Below are 17,850 nucleotides of genomic sequence, written 5' to 3'. Positions count from 1 at the left end.
TGGCTCAGGTCATGTCGACCGCCACGCCCTTCTCGTACACCAGCCGCCCGCCCAGGTAGGCGGCCAGCGCGATGAAGCACGCCGTGAACAGCGTGATGCCCGCGCCCCAGGGCCACAGCCACTGGGCCGGGTCTTCCGCGCGCCAGCGCACCGCCCAGTTGAGCGTGGCCAGCGACAGCATCATCACGGCGACGATGGCGTGGCCCCAGGCCGTGACCAGCCGGCGGATGCGCCTGACCGTCAGCAGGTCGATCAGCCCGGCCACGCTGGCGATCCAGCCGCCGGCCGCGCCCACGCCCGCCAGCCACAGGCCGGCGCGCGCCCAGAAGGGGTCCTGCGTCCACCACCAGGCGCCGTCGGTGCCCACCAGGCCGATCAGCGCCGCCACCGGAAAGTGGATCAGCATGGGATGCAGCGGATGGCCCGCAATGGCCGCGCGGCTGCGGATGGGTTCGGGCATCACTTGGCCCGGGCTCGGAGGTGCGGCGCTCATCCGGCCATTGTGGGGCTGGGCCTGCTGCCGCTCCTCGGCGGATGCCGGGGGCCGCTGTCGGTCCTTGACCCAGCCGGGCCCTCGGCCGGCGCCATCGCGCAGGTGTGGTGGTGGATGTTCGGCATGGCGGTGGCGGTCTGGCTGCTGATGGTGGTGCTGGGTGCGCTGGCCATGCGCGCCGGTCGTGACCGCTGCGGTGGCAAGGGCGAATGGGCGGGTGTCGAAAAAGGGGGCGAACACCGCTCCGGCCAGGAGGCGCGCCGGGCCGAGGACAGCGCGCGCCAGCGCCGCATCGCGCGCCGCTGCCTCGTCGGCGGCGGGCTGCTGCTGCCGGGCGTCGCCATCACGGCGCTGCTGGTCTTCGGCTCGCCGGCCGGCTTCCACCAGCTGCCCTGGCCGGGCGCCGCCGCCGCCCCGCTGCGGGTGGAGGTCACCGGCCACCAGTGGTGGTGGGAGGTGCATTACCCCGACACCGGCCAGCGCCTGCGCAACGAGCTGCGCCTGCCCGCCGGCCGCGCGGTGGACGTGCACACCCGCAGCGCCGACGTGATCCACGGCTTCTGGGTGCCGCGCCTGGGCGGCAAGCTCGACGCCGTGCCGGGCCGCACGCTGGTCGTGCGGCTGCAGGCGGACCGGCCCGGCACCTACCGCGGCGTCTGCGCCGAGTTCTGCGGCGCCGGCCATGCCCACATGCCGATGGTGGTGCAGGCGATGCCGGCCGAAGAGTTCGAAGTCTGGCTGAATGCGCCGGCCCAGGCCGCCGCCGGCACGCTGCCGGCCGCCGCCGCAGCAGCATCCGCGTCCCCGCCGGAGGCCCGCCCGTGACCGAGCGCGAACAGCCCACCAGCGAGGCCACCAACCAGCAGGCCGACGACGCCCTGCACCGCGCCCTGCACGAGACCTGGCGCAACCCGACCGGCTGGCGCGTGCTGGCGGCGGTCAACCACAGCACCATCGCGCAGCGCTTCATGCTCACCGGCGGCGCCTTCTTTCTGATCGCCGGCGTGCTGGCCATGCTCATCCGGGCGCAACTGGCGCTGCCGCAGCACGACTTCATGGGCGCCGAGGCCTATGCCCAGGCCTTCACCATGCACGGCACGCTGATGATGTTCCTGTTCGCCGTGCCCATGCTGCAGGGCATCGCGGCCTACCTGCTGCCCAAGATGATCGGCGCACGCGACCTGGTCTTCCCGCGCCTGTCGTCCTTCGGCTACTGGTGCTACCTGTTCGGTGGCGTGATCTTCACCAGCAGCCTGGCCTTCGAGCTGGCGCCCGACGCGGGCTGGTTCATGTACACGCCGTTGTCCAGCAACACCTATTCGCCGGGCATCAACTCGGACTTCTGGCTCATCGGCATCACCTTCGTGGAGATCTCCACCATGGCGGCGGCCATCGAGCTGGCGGTGTCGGTGCTGCGCACCCGTTCGGCCGGCATGGCGCTGCAGCGCATGCCGGTGTTCGCGTGGGCGATGCTGGTCACCTCCCTGATGATCGTGATCGGCTTTCCGCCGCTGATCCTTGGCTCTCTGCTGCTGGAGCTGGAGCGCGTCGCCGGTTGGGCCTTCTTCGACCCGACGCGCGGAGGCGATCCGCTCCTGTGGGCGCACCTCTTCTGGCTCTTCGGCCACCCGGAGGTCTACATCATCTTCCTGCCCGCCACAGGGCTCATCTCCACCATGGTGCCGGTGTTCGCGGGCCGGCCGCTGGTGGGCTACCGCTGGGTGGTGGCTTCGCTGATCGGCATCGGCTTCCTGAGCTTCGGCCTGTGGGTGCACCACATGTTCACGCTGGGCATTCCGGCCCTTGCGCAGGCCTTCTTCTCTGCGGCCAGCATGCTGGTGGGCATTCCGACGGCGGTGCAGATCTTCGCCTGGCTCGCCACGCTGTGGACCGGCCGGCCGCGCTGGGAGGTGCCCATGCTGTGGATCGCGGCCTTCCTGGTGGTGTTCGTGGCCGGGGGGCTGACGGGCGTGATGCTGGCGCTTGTGCCCTTCAACTGGCAGGTGCACGACACGCATTTCGTGGTGGCGCACTTCCACTATGTGCTGGTGGGCGGCATGCTGTTCCCGCTGCTGGCGGGGCTCTACTACTGGCTGCCGCACATGAGCGGGCGCATGCCGTCGAAGCGGCTGTCGCGGGCGGGCTTCTGGCTCACCGTCATCGGCTTCAACGGTACCTTCCTGGTGATGCACTGGACGGGCCTGCTCGGCATGCCGCGGCGCGTGTACACCTACGAGCCGGGGCTGGGCTGGGAATGGCCCAACCTCGTCTCCTCGGTGTTCGGCTTCGTCATGGCCTTCGGCGTGGTCACGGTGCTGCTGGACCTGGTGCTGCACTGGCGCCTGGGCCGCCGCGCCGAGGTCAACCCCTGGAAGGCCGACACGCTGGAATGGGCCACGGCGATGCCCGCCGAGGCCTACAACTTCGCCAGCCAGCCGGCCGTGCACACGCGGCATCCGCTGTGGACGCGGCTGGGCCTGCCCGCCGAGATCGCCGCCGGCCGCCATGCGCTGGCCCGCGGCGTGGCGGCCCGCGAGACGCTGGGCAGCAGCCCCGTGGCCGCACGGCCCACCGAGCTGATCGTGCTGCCGGGCAACAGCTGGCTGCCCTTCCAGGCGGCGCTGCTGATCGCACTGCTGTGCGTGATGCTGCTGCTCAAGCTGTACTGGCCCGCGGCCATCGCAGCGACGGGGGCAGCGCTGGTGCTGCTGCGCTGGTCCTGGGTCAATGGCGACCACCGCGGCTATGGCGCGCCGCATGAAGAGCAAGACGCCGTCACCGACGTCCACGGCGTGGTGCTGCGCCCGCACACCCATGGCTTCGACGGGCCGGGGCTGTGGGGCATGAAGTTCACGCTGCTGGCCGATGGGGCGTTCTTCAGTTCGCTGCTCTTCGGCTGGTTCTACCTGTGGACGGTGGCGCCGGGCTGGCAGGCCCCGGCGCGGCCGGTGATGGGCCTGTGGCCGCTGCTGGTCGTGACCGGGCTGGCGGTGGCAGCGAGCGTGTCGATGCGCAATGCGGTCGGTCGGCTGCGGCGGGGCGAGGGCGGCGGGCTGGCTCTGCGCCTGGCGTTGGCGGGCGGGCTGGCGCTGGGCGCGGCGGCCGGCCTGGCGCTGCTGGGCGCCACGCTCGACCTGCGCCCGCGTCTGCAGGCGCACGACGCCATCGTCGCCGTCACGCTGCTCTACCTGGGCTTCCACACGCTGCTCGCGGGGGTGCTGGCGCTGATGCAGGCGGCGCGGGTGCGGGCGGGCCATGTCGGCCTGCGACGGCCCTACGAGCCTGGCGTGGTGGCGACCTTCTGCCACTACACGGCAGGAGCCTGTGCGGTCGCCTGGCTGGCCTTTGCGCTGGTGCCGCGGGGGTGGGCATGAAGGGCGGGCGAAACGATGCGCCGGTGCGGGACGGGCATGCGGCGAAGGCCCGGCCGCCTGCGGACAGTCGCGCTGCACGAGCGTCGTCGCCCCCGCTTCCCTGGCCCTTCTCCCGCGGGGGAAGCGAGGAGGAGGGCGGCCCTACGGGGGCAACGCGGACGTGGCGCTGGCTGTCGCCCGACAGCCCCTGGCAGCTGGCGCTGGGCTTCATGTTGTGGTCGCTCTGGTTCGTGGGCGTGTACGGCGGCGTGTCGGTGGCTTGCGCGGCGGGTTGGGCGGCCGATGCGGCCGGGCCCGGGAACGGGGTCAACGGCGCCCTGATTGGCGGCACGCTGGCCACCCTCGTCCTGCTGCTGCTGGCCGCGCGCCGCTGCCTGCGCCATGCCCGCACCCTGCGTGGACTGGACCCGGCCGGCCCGCGTCACCCGGCGCGTCCGGCAGACGCGGTGGGCCAGGCCGATGCCGACGATCCGCCCCTCGGCGAGGTTCCCGAGAGCGCCTTCGCCCAGCGCCGGGAGCGGCGGCGCTTCATCGCCTTCATGGCGGCGCTGCTGCATGGTCTGGCGGCCGCATCCACCGTCTTCGTGGCCTTGCCACTCCTGCGGCTGCCGCCGTGTCTCTGACCAACCCCGAGGAGTCCCCGCCATGTCGCTCGACCTGATCCGCCTGTGCACCCTCGGCGCCATGCCCGCGCTGCCGCAGGGCTGGTGGTCCGCCTGGAGCCTGGCGCCTGCCATGCTGCTGCCGCTCCTGGCGCTGGCCTTCCATGCCTGCCGGCCGTCGGTGAAGTCGGGCCTGCCGGAGGGCCCCGCCCGCGGCTGGCGGCTCGCGGGGCTGGCTCTACTGGCACTGGCGCTGGTCTCGCCCCTGTGCCGACTCGCCGCCACCCTGGCCGGCGCACACATGGTGCAGCTGATGGTGCTGGTGGCGGGCTGTGCGCTGCTGGCCGTCGGTTGGGCGCCCCCTCGTCGCGGTTCGCGCATCGCATTGCCGTTGACCGCGTGCCTGCACGGCGGGCTGCTGTGGCTGTGGCATCTGCCGGTCGTCTATGCCGCCACGCTGACCGGCGCCGCGGTGCACTGGGTTGCGACGGCGGCGCTGGCGGTCGCGTCTTTCGCCTTCTTCCACCGCGCCGTGCATGCGCCGGCCGACCGTCGTGGCGCCGTGCTGCTGGCCGTGCTGGCCACGCTGGCGCACACCGGGCTGCTGGGCGCGCTGCTCACCTTCGCCGGCGAGCCGCTCTACGCCCTGCAGGCGCCCGGCGCGCGGGCCTGGGGCCTGGATCCGCTGACGGACCAGCAGATCGCCGGCCTGGTGATGTGGGTGCCGGGCGGCCTGGGCTACATGGCCCTGGCGCTGGGCCTGGCCGTGCACTGGGCGGCGCAGGGCGACCGGCGCCGGCGCCGCAGGGCCGAGCCGGAGGCCTTTGCCTCGGCGGGGCCCGCCGCGCCGGCCGGCTGACGCGGCTTGCCCCTTCCGCGGCAGCGGCCGGCCCCGCCCCGTAGACTCGCCGCCCAATTGAGGAGCCAAATCCAATGACCGTGACCCCCGAGGGCCTGCTCGACGCGCTCAAGAGCGTCCAGGACCCGAACACCGGCCAGTCCTTCGTGGCGGCCAAGGCCGTGCGCAACCTGCAGATCGACGGCGGCGACGTCGCCTTCGACCTGGTGCTGGGCTATCCGGCCCGAAGCCAGCATCCGGCGCTGCGCAAGGCGCTGGTCGCTGCGGCCCGCACCGTGCCCGGCGTCGAGAACGTGTCGGTCAACGTGCTGACCGAGATCACCGCCCATGCCGTGCAGCGCGGCGTGCAGTTGCTGCCGGGCGTGAAGAACATCGTGGCCGTGGCCTCGGGCAAGGGCGGCGTGGGCAAGAGCACCACCGCGGCCAACCTGGCCCTGGCGCTGGCGGCCGAGGGCGCGCGCGTCGGCCTGCTCGACGCCGACATCTACGGCCCCAGCCAGCCCATGATGATGGGCGTGAGCGGCCGGCCCACCAGCCCCGACGACAAGACCATGGACCCGCTGGAAGGCCACGGCGTGCAGCTGATGTCCATCGGCTTCCTGGTCGACCCCGACCAGGCCATGATCTGGCGCGGCCCCATGGCCACCCAGGCGCTGGACCAGCTGCTGCGCCAGACCAACTGGAAGGACATCGACTACCTCGTGGTCGACATGCCCCCCGGCACCGGCGACATCCAGCTCAGCCTGAGCCAGCGCGTGCCCATCACCGGCGCGGTGATCGTGACCACGCCGCAGGACATCGCCCTGCTCGACGCCCGCAAGGGCATCACCATGTTCGAGAAGGTGGGCGTGCCCATCCTGGGCATCGTGGAGAACATGGCGGTGCACGTGTGCACGAACTGCGGCCATGTGGAGCACATCTTCGGCCACGAGGGCGGCAAGAAGATGGCGGCCGAGCGCAACATGGCCTACCTTGGCGCGCTGCCGCTGGCGATGACCATCCGCGAGCAGGCCGACGGCGGCAAGCCCACCGTGGTGGCCGATCCCGACGGCGAGATCGCCGGTCTGTACAAGGCCGTCGCCCGCCAGGTGGCGATGGGCATCGCGGGCAAGGCCAAGGACTTCTCGTCCAAGTTCCCGACGATCACGGTGAGCAAGAACACCTGATCGTCTGCGGGGCGACCGGCTTCGCGCCGCCCCCCGTCCTTGCAAATTGATCGCCGGCCGATCCATTTGCAAGGAAGCCGGGCGATCATCGGGACGGCCTCATCTGCCTTGCCGCCCCGACGACGCATGAACCTCCTCGCCTCCCTGCGCTACCTTGCCGCCCTGGCCGAGCACCGGCATTTCGGCCGGGCCGCGGCGGCCTGCCACATCACGCAGCCGGCGCTGTCCAACGCCATGCGGGCGCTGGAGGCCGAATTCGGTGTGGCCATCGTGCGTCGGGGCCGGGCCTATGCGGGCCTGACGCCCGAGGGCGAGCAGGTGCTGGCCAGCGCCCACCGCATGCTGCACGAGCACGAGCGCCTGCAGCAGCAGTTGCGCAGCGAGGCCGGCCAGCCACGCGGGCGTCTGCGCATGGCGGCCGTGCCCACGGCCATCCCGCTGCTCAGCCGCTTTGCAGCGCGACTGCGCGTGCGGCATCCGGGCATCGTGCCGACGGTGCTGTCGATGAGCTCGCTGGAACTGGAGACCGGGCTGGACCACCTGGCCATCGACCTGGCCCTGGGCTACACCGGCCGGCAGGGCCCGGCGGCCAAGGCGCTGCAGACCTGGCCGCAGATCGAGGAGCACTACTTCCTGTTGCGCACATCCCCCGAAAGCCCGACGCCCGCGGTGCTGCAGATGGGTGAGCCCATCGGCTGGGCCGAGGCGGCGGCGCTGCCGCTGTGCCTGCTCACGCCCGAGATGCACAACCGCGCCATCATCGACGCCGCCTTCACCGAGGCGGGTGCGGCGGGGGTGGCGCCGGCAGTCGAGACCAATTCGGTGCTCACGCTGGTGCTGGCGGTGCAGACCGGCGATGTGTGCGCGGTGCTGCCGGGCGCGATGGTCGACACCGTGCGCGGCCAGCCTGGCCTGGTGGCGCAGCCGCTCGTGGGGCCGACGGTGCGTACGCCGCTGGGCTTCATGGCGCCGGCGGCGGTGCGGCCTTCGCGGGCGCTGGAGGCGGCGCTGGTGCTGCTGCAGTCGCCCGAGTGGCTGGGCGAACTGCGGGCGCATGGCGGAGCGCTGGCGGCGTGATGGCCATGCGTCCTGTCGAAGGGAGTCGCCGTGGTGCCGCCTGAAGCCGGATTGCTGGACGCGCTGCGGGCGCTGTGGGAGCTGCTGGTGATGGTGGGGCGCTTCTTTCTTTGGCTGTTCAACATCGGGCGCTGAGGGGGTGGAACGTGGCGCTCCTTGGTCGCCTTGCCTGCGTTCTGTGGCTTTCGGTTTTTCCATTGCCCATTGCGCTGGTCGCTGGTTGGCTGGTCAACGGGTGACGGATTGAAGGGCCGACGGATTGAAGGGTCGACGGGTCGACAGGGCGACGGGGCGACGGGGCGACGGGGCGACGGGGCGGGCGAGACGCAGGGACGCTAACCCGGCAGAGGGCGCCGGCATGCGCGCTCCCGGTGCACGCTCGCGCTGACCGGCTTGCCTCATCAGACGGGTGCTCGCTCTCCACCGACGTGCCTGCCGCACTGCACGGCGCCGCGAATGGCACCTCCGCACGCACACCGGCACCCTCCGCCTGGACTGTGCGGCTGCACTGCCGGTTCGGCCGCCCGGGGCCTCACCCCGTTCGCCCTGAGCTCGTCGAAGGGCAGAGCGGCGCGCGGCGCAACGGCTCGGCCATCCTGTTCCGCCTCAGCGCAAGCTTCAGGGGCGAGGCTTCGACAGGCTCAGCCCGAACGGTCTTGGGTTGACTGACCCGCCTCGTCCCAGAATGTGAGGAACCCGGTACCAGGGCCAGGACAAGGGCTAGCACCCCGAGATCCCGCGGCCCCCTGAACTTAACGATTCCACGGCTCTGATGGGCCTCAAGACCCCACGACCTGAACAGGGGAGGGCTCGCGCGCAGCGTCGAGGCGGAGGATGACGGTGTGCGTGCGGAGGTGCCATTCGCGGCGCCGTGCAGTGCGGCAGGCGCGTCGGTGGAGAGCGAGCACCCGCCCTGTGCAACAAGCCGGTCAGCGCGAGCGTGCACCGGGAGCGCGCATGCCGGCGTCCTCTGCCGGGTTAGCACCCCTGCCTTCGCGCGTCCGGCGTCCTCTGCCGGGTTAGCACCTGCCTCTCGCGCGTCCGACCACGACGGCACCAACCACCAGTCACCGACGCCATTCACCTCACACCCCCGGCCCATTCATTCCTTGAATCACCCCATGTCGCGAAGCAATTTGCGACCGGCACCCCCCGCACGGACACTCGGCCCGAGACAACTCCACTGTCACCGCCCGGCTGCCGCCCACCCGCCCTTGGCGCGGCACCCAAGCGACCGGTGACCGCCCCACGATGGCCCAGACCCCGACACCGCCCAGCGGCCCCGCACGCGTTCGCAGCGAACGCGTGCTCGCCACCCCCGACGAACTGCGCGACCGCCTGCGCCAGTTGGGCCGCGCCCCCGCCGAAGCCGCCGATCCGCGCCTGGCCACCGTCCGCGAGATCGTCGCGCGCCATGCCCTGCAGCGCGGCGGCCTGCTGCCCGCGCTGCACGACGTGCAGGACGCCCTGGGCTGCGTGCCGCCCGAGGTCGTGGGCGAGATCGCGCTCGGCTTCAACCTGTCGCGCGCCGAGGTGCACGGCGTCGTCAGCTACTACCACCACTTCCGCAGCGAACCCGCCGGTCGCCATGTGCTGGAGGTGTGCCGCGCCGAGGCCTGCCAGTCCATGGGTGCCGACGCACTCTGGCGGCACGCCTGCGAGGGCCTGGGCCTGCCAGAGGCCGGCGGCACGCGGCCCGACGGTTCGCTGACGCTGCAGCCCGTCTACTGCCTGGGCCTGTGCGCCCAGTCGCCGGCCGCCATGCTCGATGGCCGGCCGCATGCGCGGCTCTCGCCCGAGCGGCTGGACCGCGTGATCGGTGCCTGCATGGCGACGGAGGTGACGGCATGAACCCCACCACCGTCTACGTGCCGGGCGACAGCGCCGCCCTGGCCGTCGGCGCCGACGAGGTGGCCGCCGCCATCGAACGCGAGGCGGCTGCCCGCGGCCAGCCGGTGCGTATCGTGCGCAACGGCTCGCGCGGCATGCTCTGGCTCGAAACCCTGGTCGAGGTGCAGACGCCGCAGGGCCGCATGGGCTACGGGCCCGTGGCGCCCGAAGACGTGCCGGCCCTGTTCGACGCCGGCTGGTTGCACGGCGGCGCAAACACGCATGCGCTCTCGCTGGGCGCGGTCGACGAGCTGCCCTGGCTCAAGCGCCAGCAGCGCCTGACCTTCGCCCGCGTCGGAATCACCGACCCGCTGTCGCTGGCCGACTACGAGGCCCACGGCGGCCTGCTGGGCCTACGCCGCGCGCTCGCCATGCCGGCCACCGAGGTGGTGCAGCAGGTGACCGATTCGGGCCTGCGCGGACGCGGCGGCGCGGCCTTTCCGGCCGGCATCAAGTGGAAGACGGTGGCCTCGGCCGCGGCCGGCCACAAGTATGTGGTCTGCAATGCCGACGAGGGCGACTCCGGCACCTTCTCCGACCGCATGATCATGGAGGGCGACCCCTTCGTGCTGGTCGAGGGCATGGCCATCGCCGGCATCAGCACGGGCGCCACGCGCGGCTACATCTACGTGCGCTCCGAATACCCCTTCGCCGTGCGCACGCTGCGCGAGGCGGTGGACATCGCCCGCACCGCCGGCATCCTCGGGCCCGACGTGCTGGGCAGCGGCCGCGCCTTCGACATCGAGGTGCGCATGGCCGCGGGCGCCTATGTCTGCGGCGAGGAGACGGCCCTGCTCGAAAGCCTGGAAGGCAAGCGCGGCATCGTGCGCGCCAAGCCGCCGATCCCGGCGCTGTCGGGCCTGTTCGGCCAGCCGACGGTGATCAACAACGTCATCACCTTCGCCTCGGTGCCCATCATCCTGGCGCGCGGCGCGGCCTTCTACCGCGACTACGGCGTGGGCCGCTCGCACGGCACGCTGCCGATCCAGGTCGCGGGCAATGTGCGTCGCGGCGGGCTGGTGGAGCTGGCCTTCGGCGTCACGCTGCGCGAGCTGCTCATCGACTGGGCCGGCGGCACCGCCTCGGGCCGACCGGTGAAGGCGGTGCAGGTGGGCGGCCCGCTGGGCGCCTATGTGCCCGAATCCAGCTGGGACGTGCCGCTCGACTACGAGGCCTATGCCGCCATGGGCGCGGTGGTGGGCCACGGCGGCATCGTGGTGCATGACGACACGGCCGACCTTTCGCGCCTGGCGCGCTATGCCATGGAATTCTGTGCGATCGAATCCTGCGGCAAGTGCACGCCCTGCCGCATTGGCTCGACGCGCGGCGTCGAGGTGATCGACCGCATCACGGCGCGCGCGGGCACCGCCAAGGCCGAGCAGGTCGAGTTGCTGCGCGACCTGTGCGACACCATGCTCGCCGGTTCGCTCTGCGCCATGGGCGGCATGACGCCGTACCCGGTGCTGTCCGCGCTCGACCATTACCCCGAAGACTTCGGGCTGCAACCGGCCGACGCCGCGCAGGCCACTGCTGGCGCCGTCGCCTGACGCGCCCTGCACTGAAGAACGAACGAGACCCGCAAGGAGCCCCGATGCTCGACCACCTCAAGACCACCGACTACGGTACGCCGCTGCGCGAGTCCACGCAGGAAGTCACGCTGGAGATCGACGGCCAGTCCGTCACCGTGCCGCAGGGCACCTCGCTGATGCGCGCCGCCGTCGATGCCGGTGTGCGCGTGCCCAAGCTGTGCGCCACCGACAGCCTGGAGCCCTTCGGCTCCTGCCGGCTGTGCCTGGTCGAGATCGAGGGGCGCAAGGGCTTCCCGGCCTCGTGCACCACGCCGGCCGAGGCGGGCATGAAGGTGCGCACCCAAAGCCCCAGGCTGCAGAAGCTGCGCAAGGGCGTGATGGAGCTCTACATCTCCGACCATCCCCTGGACTGCCTGACCTGCTCGGCCAACGGCAACTGCGAGCTGCAGGACATGGCGGGCGTCACGGGCCTGCGCAACGTGCGCTATGGCTTCGACGGCGCCAACCATCTGAAGGCGGCCAAGGACGAGTCCAACCCCTATTTCAGCTACGACCCGTCCAAGTGCATCGTCTGCAACCGCTGCGTGCGGGCTTGCGAGGAGACGCAGGGCACCTTCGCTCTCACCATCAGCGGCCGCGGCTTCGACTCGCGCGTCTCGCCGGGGCAGGACCAGCCCTTCATGGAGAGCGAATGCGTGAGCTGCGGCGCCTGCGTCGAGGCCTGCCCCACCGCCACGCTGCAGGAGAAGTCGGTCATCGAGCTCGGCCAGCCCGAGCACAGCGTGATCACCACCTGTGCCTACTGCGGCGTCGGTTGTGCCTTCAAAGCAGAAATGAAGGGCACGCAGGTCGTGCGCATGGTGCCGTGGAAGGATGGCAAGGCCAACGAGGGTCACAGCTGCGTCAAGGGCCGCTTCGCCTGGGGCTACGCCACGCACCAGGATCGCATCACGACGCCCATGATCCGCGCCAGGATCACCGATCCTTGGCGCGAGGTGAGCTGGGAAGAGGCCATCGCCCATGCGGCCTCGGAGTTCCGCCGCATCCAGGCCCAGCACGGGCAGGACTCCATCGGCGGCATCACCTCCAGCCGCTGCACCAACGAAGAGACCTACCTGGTGCAGAAACTCATCCGCGCGGCCTTCGGCAACAACAACGTCGACACCTGTGCGCGCGTGTGCCATTCGCCCACCGGCTACGGCCTGGGCCAGACCTTCGGCACCTCGGCCGGCACGCAGACCTTCAAGTCGGTCGAGAAGAGCGACGTCATTCTGGTGATCGGCGCCAACCCGGCGGCGGCCCATCCGGTGTTCGCCTCGCGCATGAAGAAGCGCATCCGCCAGGGCGCGCGCCTGATCGTCATCGACCCGCGCGAGACCGAGATGGTCCGCGGCCCGCACCTGCAGGCGGACTTCCATCTGGCGCTCAAGCCCGGCACCAATGTGGCGGTGATCAGCGCGCTGGCGCATGTGATCGTCACCGAGGGCCTGCTGGCCGACGACTACATCGCCGAGCGCTGCGACGAGAAGTCCTTCCGGGCGTGGAAAGATTTCGTCGCGCGCCCGGACAACTCGCCCGAGGCCATGGAGGCCGTCACCGGCGTGCCCGCGGCCGTGGTGCGCGGCGCCGCGCGGCTCTACGCCACCGGCAATGCCGAGGGCGTGAAGACCGGCGAGACCGTCAACAGTGCTATCTACTACGGCCTGGGCGTGACCGAGCACGCGCAGGGCTCGACCATGGTGATGGGCATCGCCAACCTGGCCATGGCCTGCGGCATGGTCGGCCGCGAGGGCGTGGGCGTGAATCCGCTGCGCGGTCAGAACAACGTGCAGGGCAGCTGCGACATGGGCAGCTTTCCGCACGAGCTGCCGGGCTACCGCCACATCAGCGACACCACCACCCGCAGCCAGTTCGAGGCCGCCTGGGGTGTGGAGCTCAGCCCCGAGCCTGGTCTGCGCATTCCCAACATGTTCGACGCCGCGCTGGGCGGCAGCTTCAAGGGCCTGTACTGCGAGGGCGAGGACATCGTGCAGTCCGACCCCAACACGCAGCATGTGGCCGCGGCGCTCTCGGCCATGGAATGCATCGTTGTGCAGGACATCTTCCTCAACGAGACGGCCAAGTACGCCCATGTGTTCCTGCCCGGCTCCTCCTTCCTGGAGAAGGACGGCACCTTCACGAACGCCGAGCGCCGCATCTCGCGCGTGCGCAAGGTCATGCCGCCGCTGGCGACCTACGCCGACTGGGAGGTGACGCAGCTGCTGGCCAACGCGCTGGGCTACCCGATGCACTACATGCATCCGCGCGAGATCATGGCCGAGATCGCGGCGCTGACGCCCTCCTTCGCGGGCGTCAGCTACGACAAGCTCGACCAGCACGGCAGCCTGCAGTGGCCATGCAACGACAGCACGCCCGAGATCGGCACGCCGATCATGCACATCGACAAGTTCGTGCGCGGCAAGGGCCGCTTCATCGTCACGCAGTACGTGGCCACGGACGAGAAGGTCACGCCGCGCTTCCCGCTGCTCTTGACCACCGGGCGCATCCTGTCGCAGTACAACGTCGGCGCGCAGACGCGGCGCACGCCCAACAACCAGTGGCACAGCGAGGACCGGCTGGAGATCCATCCGCACGATGCCGAAGAGCGCGACATCCACGACGGCGACTGGGTGGGCATCACCAGCCGCGCCGGCGAGACCGTGCTGCGCGCCACCGTCACCGAGCGCATCCAGCCCGGTGTGGTCTACACCACCTTCCACTTCCCGGAGTCGGGCGCCAACGTCATCACCACCGACAGTTCCGACTGGGCCACCAACTGCCCCGAATACAAGGTGACGGCGGTGCAGGTGGCGCCGGTCACGCAGCCGCAGCAGCGCTCGGCCTGGCAGCGCGACTACGCGCGCTTCAACGCCGAGCAGATCGCCCACCTGGAGGCCGCCACCGATGGACGCTGACAACCTGGTGCGCATGGCCAACCGCATCGGCGACTTCTTCGCCGCCCAGCCCGACCGCGACGAGGCGCTGGCGGGCATCGCCGAGCACCTGAAGAAGTTCTGGGCGCCGCGCATGCGGGCTGACTTCCTGGCGGCGCTGGATGCGGGCGCGCCCGCCCTGCATCCCCTGGTGCGCGAGGCGGTGCAAGTGCATCGCGCGCAGCTTGCACCGGTCGCCCGGGTTCAGGGTTAACCCCGGACGCGTGCGATCATCGAACGCGCAGGTGCGTTCAGCGAACGGCTGGGCACGGGCAACGTTGTAGGCGCAGGCCGCGTCTTCTTAAAGTCGCGGCCGTTTCGGCCACTTTCGGCCGACCCTCGACCTCTTCGTCCCAAGCTCTGCCGCCATGCGCCGTTCCATCGCCACCGTCTCCCTCAGCGGCACGCTGCGCCAGAAGCTGGAGGCCGTGGCCGCGGCGGGCTTCGACGGCGTGGAGCTGTTCGAGCCCGACTTCACGCACTTTCCCGGCATGGCCGCCGCCCTGGGGCGCATGGCCGCGGACCTGGGCCTGACCATCGACCTGTTCCAGCCCTTCCGCGATTTCGAGGCCATGCCGCCCGGCGTGTTCGCCCGCAGCCTGGACCGCGCGGAGCGCAAGTTCGACCTCATGCAGGCCATGGGCGCGCCGCTGATGCTGTGCTGCTCCAACACCTCGCCGCTGTCGGTCGACGAGCCCGAGCTCGCCGCCGAGCAGTTGCATGTGCTGGCCGAGCGCGCCGCGCGCCGGGGCCTGCGCGTGGGCTTCGAGGCGCTCGCCTGGGGCCGCCACACCTCGCTGTACCGCCAGGCCTGGGACATCGTGCGCCGCGCCAACCATCCGGCGCTGGGCCTGATCCTGGACAGCTTCCACACGCTCTCGCTGCGCGACGACCCGGCCGGCATCGCCGACATCCCGGGCGACAAGATCTTCTTTCTGCAGATGGCCGACGCGCCGCTGCTGTCGATGGACGTGCTGCAGTGGGCGCGGCACCACCGTGTCTTTCCGGGTCAGGGCGACTTCGACGTGGTGGGTTTCTACGAGCAGGTGCTGCTGGCGGGCTACAGCGGCCCGCTGTCGCTCGAGATCTTCAACGACATGTTCCGCGAGACGCCCAACCGCCGCACGGCGGTGGACGCCATGCGCTCGCTGCAGTACCTCGAGAGCCAGGTGCGTCCGCGCCTGGCCGCGCGCGCGGCCGCGGCGCGGCCCGATTCGCGTGCGATGGAGGTGCTCCAAGTGCGCGAGTTGGCCGAGCCGCCGGCCGCGCCCGACTTCGCCGGCTTCGCCTTCATCGAATTCGCGGCCGACGAGGCCAGCGCGCCGCAGCTGGACACGCAGTTGCACCAGCTGGGCTTCCGTCGCGCCGGTCGCCACCGCTCCAAGGCCGCCACGCTGTACCGACAGGGCGAGATCGCGGTGATCGTCAATGCCGAGCCGGCCTCCTTCGCGCGCAGCCGCTTCGAGCTGCATGGCCCCTCGGTCTGCGCCCTGGGCCTGCGCACGCCGCAGCCCCAGGCCGCGCAGGACCGGGCCATCGCCCTGCGCTCGCAGCGCCACCGCAGCCCGCTGGGTCCGGGCGAGGTGGAGGTGCCGGCCATCGTCTCGCCCGGCGGCAACCTGATGCATTTCGTCGACGAGCGCCTGGGCCCCGATGGCCTGTTCGCCGCCGACTTCCTGCCCGAGGTGGACGACGATGCGCCCGCCGATGCCGGCCTGCGTTGCGTGGACCACGTGGCCCTGGGCCTGAGCCTGGAGCAGTACGACACCTGGACGCTGTTCACCCGTGCCGTGCTGGGCCTTTCGCTGGCCGAAAGCCTGGAGCTGGCCGACCCCTTCGGCCTGGTGCGCAGTCGCGCCGCGGCCGATCGGGCCCGCAGCGTGCGCCTGGTGCTCAACGCGTCGCTCAGCCGCCGCACGCTCACGGCCCGTACGGTGGGCCGCCGCGGCGATGGCGGGGTGCACCACATCGCCTTCGCCAGCGACGACATCTTCGAATCGGTCGCCACACTGCGTGCCCAGGGCGTGGCCTTCCTGCCCATCTCGCCCAACTACTACGACGACCTGCCCACGCGCTTCGACATCGAGCCGGCGCTGCTGGCCCGCATGCGCGACGCCGGCGTGCTGTTCGACCGCTCGGCCGACGGCGACTTCCTGCACATCTACACCCGCGCCGCGGACGAAGGCCTGTTCTTCGAGGTGGTGCAGCGCATCGGCTTCTATGACGGCTACGGCGCCGCCAACAGCCCGGCGCGCATGGCGGCCCAGGCGCAGGCCTGAGTCAGCCGCATCCGCCTACCCTCATCCCCGTTCCACAACCACACGTCACACACACCAACGCGGAGACCTCGCACCATGTCCACCTCTTCCCACGCGCACGAGCCCGAAGGCCGGCGCCAGTCCAAGAAGGCCGCCGCCAGCGGCTGGATCGGCTCGGCGCTGGAGTACTACGACTTCTTCATCTACGCCACGGCCGCCTCGCTGATCTTTCCCCAGATCTTCTTCCCCAAGGGCGACCCGGCCATCGCCATCATCGCCTCGCTGGCCACCTACGGCGTGGGATACGTCGCGCGCCCCATCGGCGCCTTCGTGCTGGGCCACATGGGCGACACCCGCGGGCGCAAGCAGGTGCTGGTGCTGTGCATGTTCCTGATGGGCTTCTCGACCATCGCCGTGGGCCTGCTGCCCACCTACGACCAGATCGGCCTGTGGGCGCCCGCGCTGCTGGTGCTGTGCCGCCTGGTGCAGGGCTTCGCCGTCGCCGGTGAGATCTCGGGGGCCAGCTCCATGATCCTGGAGCATGCGCCCTTCGGCCGCCGCGGCTTCTTCGCCAGCTTCACGCTGCAGGGCGTGCAGGCCGGCCAGATCCTGGCCGCCGCCGTCTTCCTGCCGCTGGCGCACTACATGCCCACCGACCAGTTCAACAGCTGGGGCTGGCGCGTGCCCTTCATCCTGAGCTTCATCGTCATCATCATCGGCTGGATCATCCGCCGCGAGGTCGATGAGACACCCGCCTTCACCCAGGAAGGCGCCGCCAAGCCGCGCTCGCCCGTGACCGAGGCCTTCAAGAACCACGCGCCCGACATGCTGCGCGTCGTGCTGATGTCGCTGATGAACGTGATCCCGGTCGTGGCCACCATCTTCGGCGCCGCCTATGCGGTGCAGCCGGCCTACGGCATCGGCTTCCACAAGGACGTGTACCTGTGGATCCCCGTGCTGGGCAACATCCTGGCCGTGCTGGTGATCCCGCTGGTCGGCAACCTGTCCGACAAGATCGGCCGCCGCCCGCCCATGATCGTGGGCTCGGTGCTGGCCGGCCTGCTGGCCTTCGGCTACCTGTATGCCATCAGCATCGGCAGCGTGCCGCTGGCCATCTGCATGTCGCTGCTGATGTGGGGCATCGTTTACCAGGGCTACAACGCCGTGTTCCCCAGCTTCTATCCGGAGCTGTTCCCCACCCGCACCCGCGTGTCGGCCATGGCCATCTCGCAGAACGTGGGCACCGCCATCACCGCCATGCTGCCGGCCGTCTTCGCGGCCGTGGCGCCCCCCGGCTCCACCAACATCTGGGTGACGGTGGGCGCGCTGGCCTTCGGCATCACCGTGATCTCGGCCGTGGCCTGCTACACGGCCCGCGAGACGTATCGCCTGGCGATGAACGACCTGGGCAAGCCCGAAGCGGCCCCGGTGCCCGAAGGCGAATACATGCGCCTGCGCGGCGAGGCGCTGGCCCAGGCGGCGCGCGCCTGATCGGCCGCAAGCCCCCGCACGGCGTGCGGCGGGTGGAGGGTTCCACCCCGCCGGCCGTGCAGGCTGGGCACAATCCCGAGGCCGTGGTGCTGCCAGCGCCCCGGCCTTTTTCATTGGTGCGACGCGTGCCGACAGGGCG

The 17,850-nt window shown here is 71.1% G+C and carries 13 protein-coding genes; 12 read left to right on the top strand and 1 reads right to left on the bottom strand.

What is annotated here, in order from left to right; translation table 11 throughout:
* Positions 1–4 precede the first annotated feature (4 nt).
* Entirely contained in the window at positions 5–493 is a 489-nt protein-coding gene (locus QZ772_RS14220) for a DUF2231 domain-containing protein (protein WP_295527400.1), read from the bottom strand.
* Between QZ772_RS14220 and coxB the strand changes: the two genes are divergently transcribed.
* The 12 genes from coxB (at position 410) to QZ772_RS14160 (ending at position 17,711) form a co-directional block, all read left to right on the top strand.
* The gene (coxB, locus tag QZ772_RS14215) at positions 410–1,318 is read left to right on the top strand and encodes a cytochrome c oxidase subunit II (protein WP_366510597.1); all 909 of its coding nucleotides are present in this window, start codon (positions 410–412) and stop codon (positions 1,316–1,318) included. The genes QZ772_RS14220 and coxB overlap by 84 nt on opposite strands.
* Entirely contained in the window at positions 1,315–3,867 is a 2,553-nt protein-coding gene (ctaD, locus tag QZ772_RS14210; protein WP_295527396.1) for a cytochrome c oxidase subunit I, read from the top strand. The genes coxB and ctaD overlap by 4 nt, the downstream gene beginning before the upstream one ends.
* 209 nt (positions 3,868–4,076) lie before the next feature.
* Entirely contained in the window at positions 4,077–4,490 is a 414-nt protein-coding gene (locus QZ772_RS14205) for a hypothetical protein (protein WP_295527393.1), read from the top strand.
* A gap of 22 nt (positions 4,491–4,512) precedes the next feature.
* Entirely contained in the window at positions 4,513–5,328 is an 816-nt protein-coding gene (locus tag QZ772_RS14200) for a cytochrome c oxidase assembly protein (RefSeq protein ID WP_295527392.1), read from the top strand.
* Between the two features lie 74 nt (positions 5,329–5,402).
* The gene (gene apbC, locus QZ772_RS14195) at positions 5,403–6,494 is read left to right on the top strand and encodes an iron-sulfur cluster carrier protein ApbC (RefSeq protein WP_076511462.1); all 1,092 of its coding nucleotides are present in this window, start codon (positions 5,403–5,405) and stop codon (positions 6,492–6,494) included.
* A gap of 126 nt (positions 6,495–6,620) precedes the next feature.
* Positions 6,621–7,571: a LysR substrate-binding domain-containing protein gene (locus QZ772_RS14190; protein ID WP_295527389.1), complete on the top strand. Its 951-nt coding sequence runs from the start codon at positions 6,621–6,623 to the stop codon at positions 7,569–7,571.
* Between the two features lie 1,251 nt (positions 7,572–8,822).
* Positions 8,823–9,422, top strand: coding sequence for a formate dehydrogenase subunit gamma (locus tag QZ772_RS14185; RefSeq protein WP_295527386.1), 600 nt, complete (start codon positions 8,823–8,825; stop codon positions 9,420–9,422).
* Complete coding sequence (locus QZ772_RS14180; protein WP_295527384.1) at positions 9,419–11,008, top strand: NADH-quinone oxidoreductase subunit NuoF; 1,590 nt, start codon at positions 9,419–9,421, stop codon at positions 11,006–11,008. Before QZ772_RS14185 ends, QZ772_RS14180 begins: the two co-directional genes overlap by 4 nt.
* Positions 11,009–11,052: 44 nt before the next feature.
* A complete protein-coding gene (gene fdhF / locus QZ772_RS14175; protein ID WP_295527380.1) occupies positions 11,053–13,944 on the top strand; it encodes a formate dehydrogenase subunit alpha in 2,892 nt (963 codons plus the stop codon).
* Positions 13,934–14,176, top strand: a complete 243-nt coding sequence (locus QZ772_RS14170; protein WP_295527378.1) for a formate dehydrogenase subunit delta — start codon at positions 13,934–13,936, stop codon at positions 14,174–14,176. The genes fdhF and QZ772_RS14170 overlap by 11 nt, the downstream gene beginning before the upstream one ends.
* A gap of 154 nt (positions 14,177–14,330) precedes the next feature.
* Positions 14,331–16,241, top strand: a complete 1,911-nt coding sequence (locus QZ772_RS14165; protein WP_295527376.1) for a sugar phosphate isomerase/epimerase and 4-hydroxyphenylpyruvate domain-containing protein — start codon at positions 14,331–14,333, stop codon at positions 16,239–16,241.
* Positions 16,242–16,316: 75 nt separating this feature from the next.
* A complete protein-coding gene (locus QZ772_RS14160) occupies positions 16,317–17,711 on the top strand; it encodes an MFS transporter (RefSeq protein WP_295527374.1) in 1,395 nt (464 codons plus the stop codon).
* Positions 17,712–17,850 lie beyond the last annotated feature (139 nt).

The organism is uncultured Pseudacidovorax sp. (assembly GCF_913773995.1).
In the GTDB taxonomy this organism is placed as follows: Bacteria; Pseudomonadota; Gammaproteobacteria; order Burkholderiales; family Burkholderiaceae_C; genus Xenophilus.
This window is presented reverse-complemented; position numbering and strand designations above follow the sequence as displayed.

What these genes read in the sequence shown, in the direction of transcription:
- coxB (WP_366510597.1), top strand. Translation starts at nt 410, where the DNA reads ATGCAGCGGATGGCCCGCAATGGCCGCGCGGCTGCGGATGGGTTCGGG.
- QZ772_RS14220 (WP_295527400.1), bottom strand. Translation starts at nt 493, where the DNA reads ATGAGCGCCGCACCTCCGAGCCCGGGCCAAGTGATGCCCGAACCCATC.
- QZ772_RS14205 (WP_295527393.1), top strand. Translation starts at nt 4,077, where the DNA reads ATGTTGTGGTCGCTCTGGTTCGTGGGCGTGTACGGCGGCGTGTCGGTG.
- QZ772_RS14200 (WP_295527392.1), top strand. Translation starts at nt 4,513, where the DNA reads ATGTCGCTCGACCTGATCCGCCTGTGCACCCTCGGCGCCATGCCCGCG.
- apbC (WP_076511462.1), top strand. Translation starts at nt 5,403, where the DNA reads ATGACCGTGACCCCCGAGGGCCTGCTCGACGCGCTCAAGAGCGTCCAG.
- QZ772_RS14190 (WP_295527389.1), top strand. Translation starts at nt 6,621, where the DNA reads ATGAACCTCCTCGCCTCCCTGCGCTACCTTGCCGCCCTGGCCGAGCAC.
- QZ772_RS14185 (WP_295527386.1), top strand. Translation starts at nt 8,823, where the DNA reads ATGGCCCAGACCCCGACACCGCCCAGCGGCCCCGCACGCGTTCGCAGC.
- QZ772_RS14180 (WP_295527384.1), top strand. Translation starts at nt 9,419, where the DNA reads ATGAACCCCACCACCGTCTACGTGCCGGGCGACAGCGCCGCCCTGGCC.
- fdhF (WP_295527380.1), top strand. Translation starts at nt 11,053, where the DNA reads ATGCTCGACCACCTCAAGACCACCGACTACGGTACGCCGCTGCGCGAG.
- QZ772_RS14170 (WP_295527378.1), top strand. Translation starts at nt 13,934, where the DNA reads ATGGACGCTGACAACCTGGTGCGCATGGCCAACCGCATCGGCGACTTC.
- QZ772_RS14165 (WP_295527376.1), top strand. Translation starts at nt 14,331, where the DNA reads ATGCGCCGTTCCATCGCCACCGTCTCCCTCAGCGGCACGCTGCGCCAG.
- QZ772_RS14160 (WP_295527374.1), top strand. Translation starts at nt 16,317, where the DNA reads ATGTCCACCTCTTCCCACGCGCACGAGCCCGAAGGCCGGCGCCAGTCC.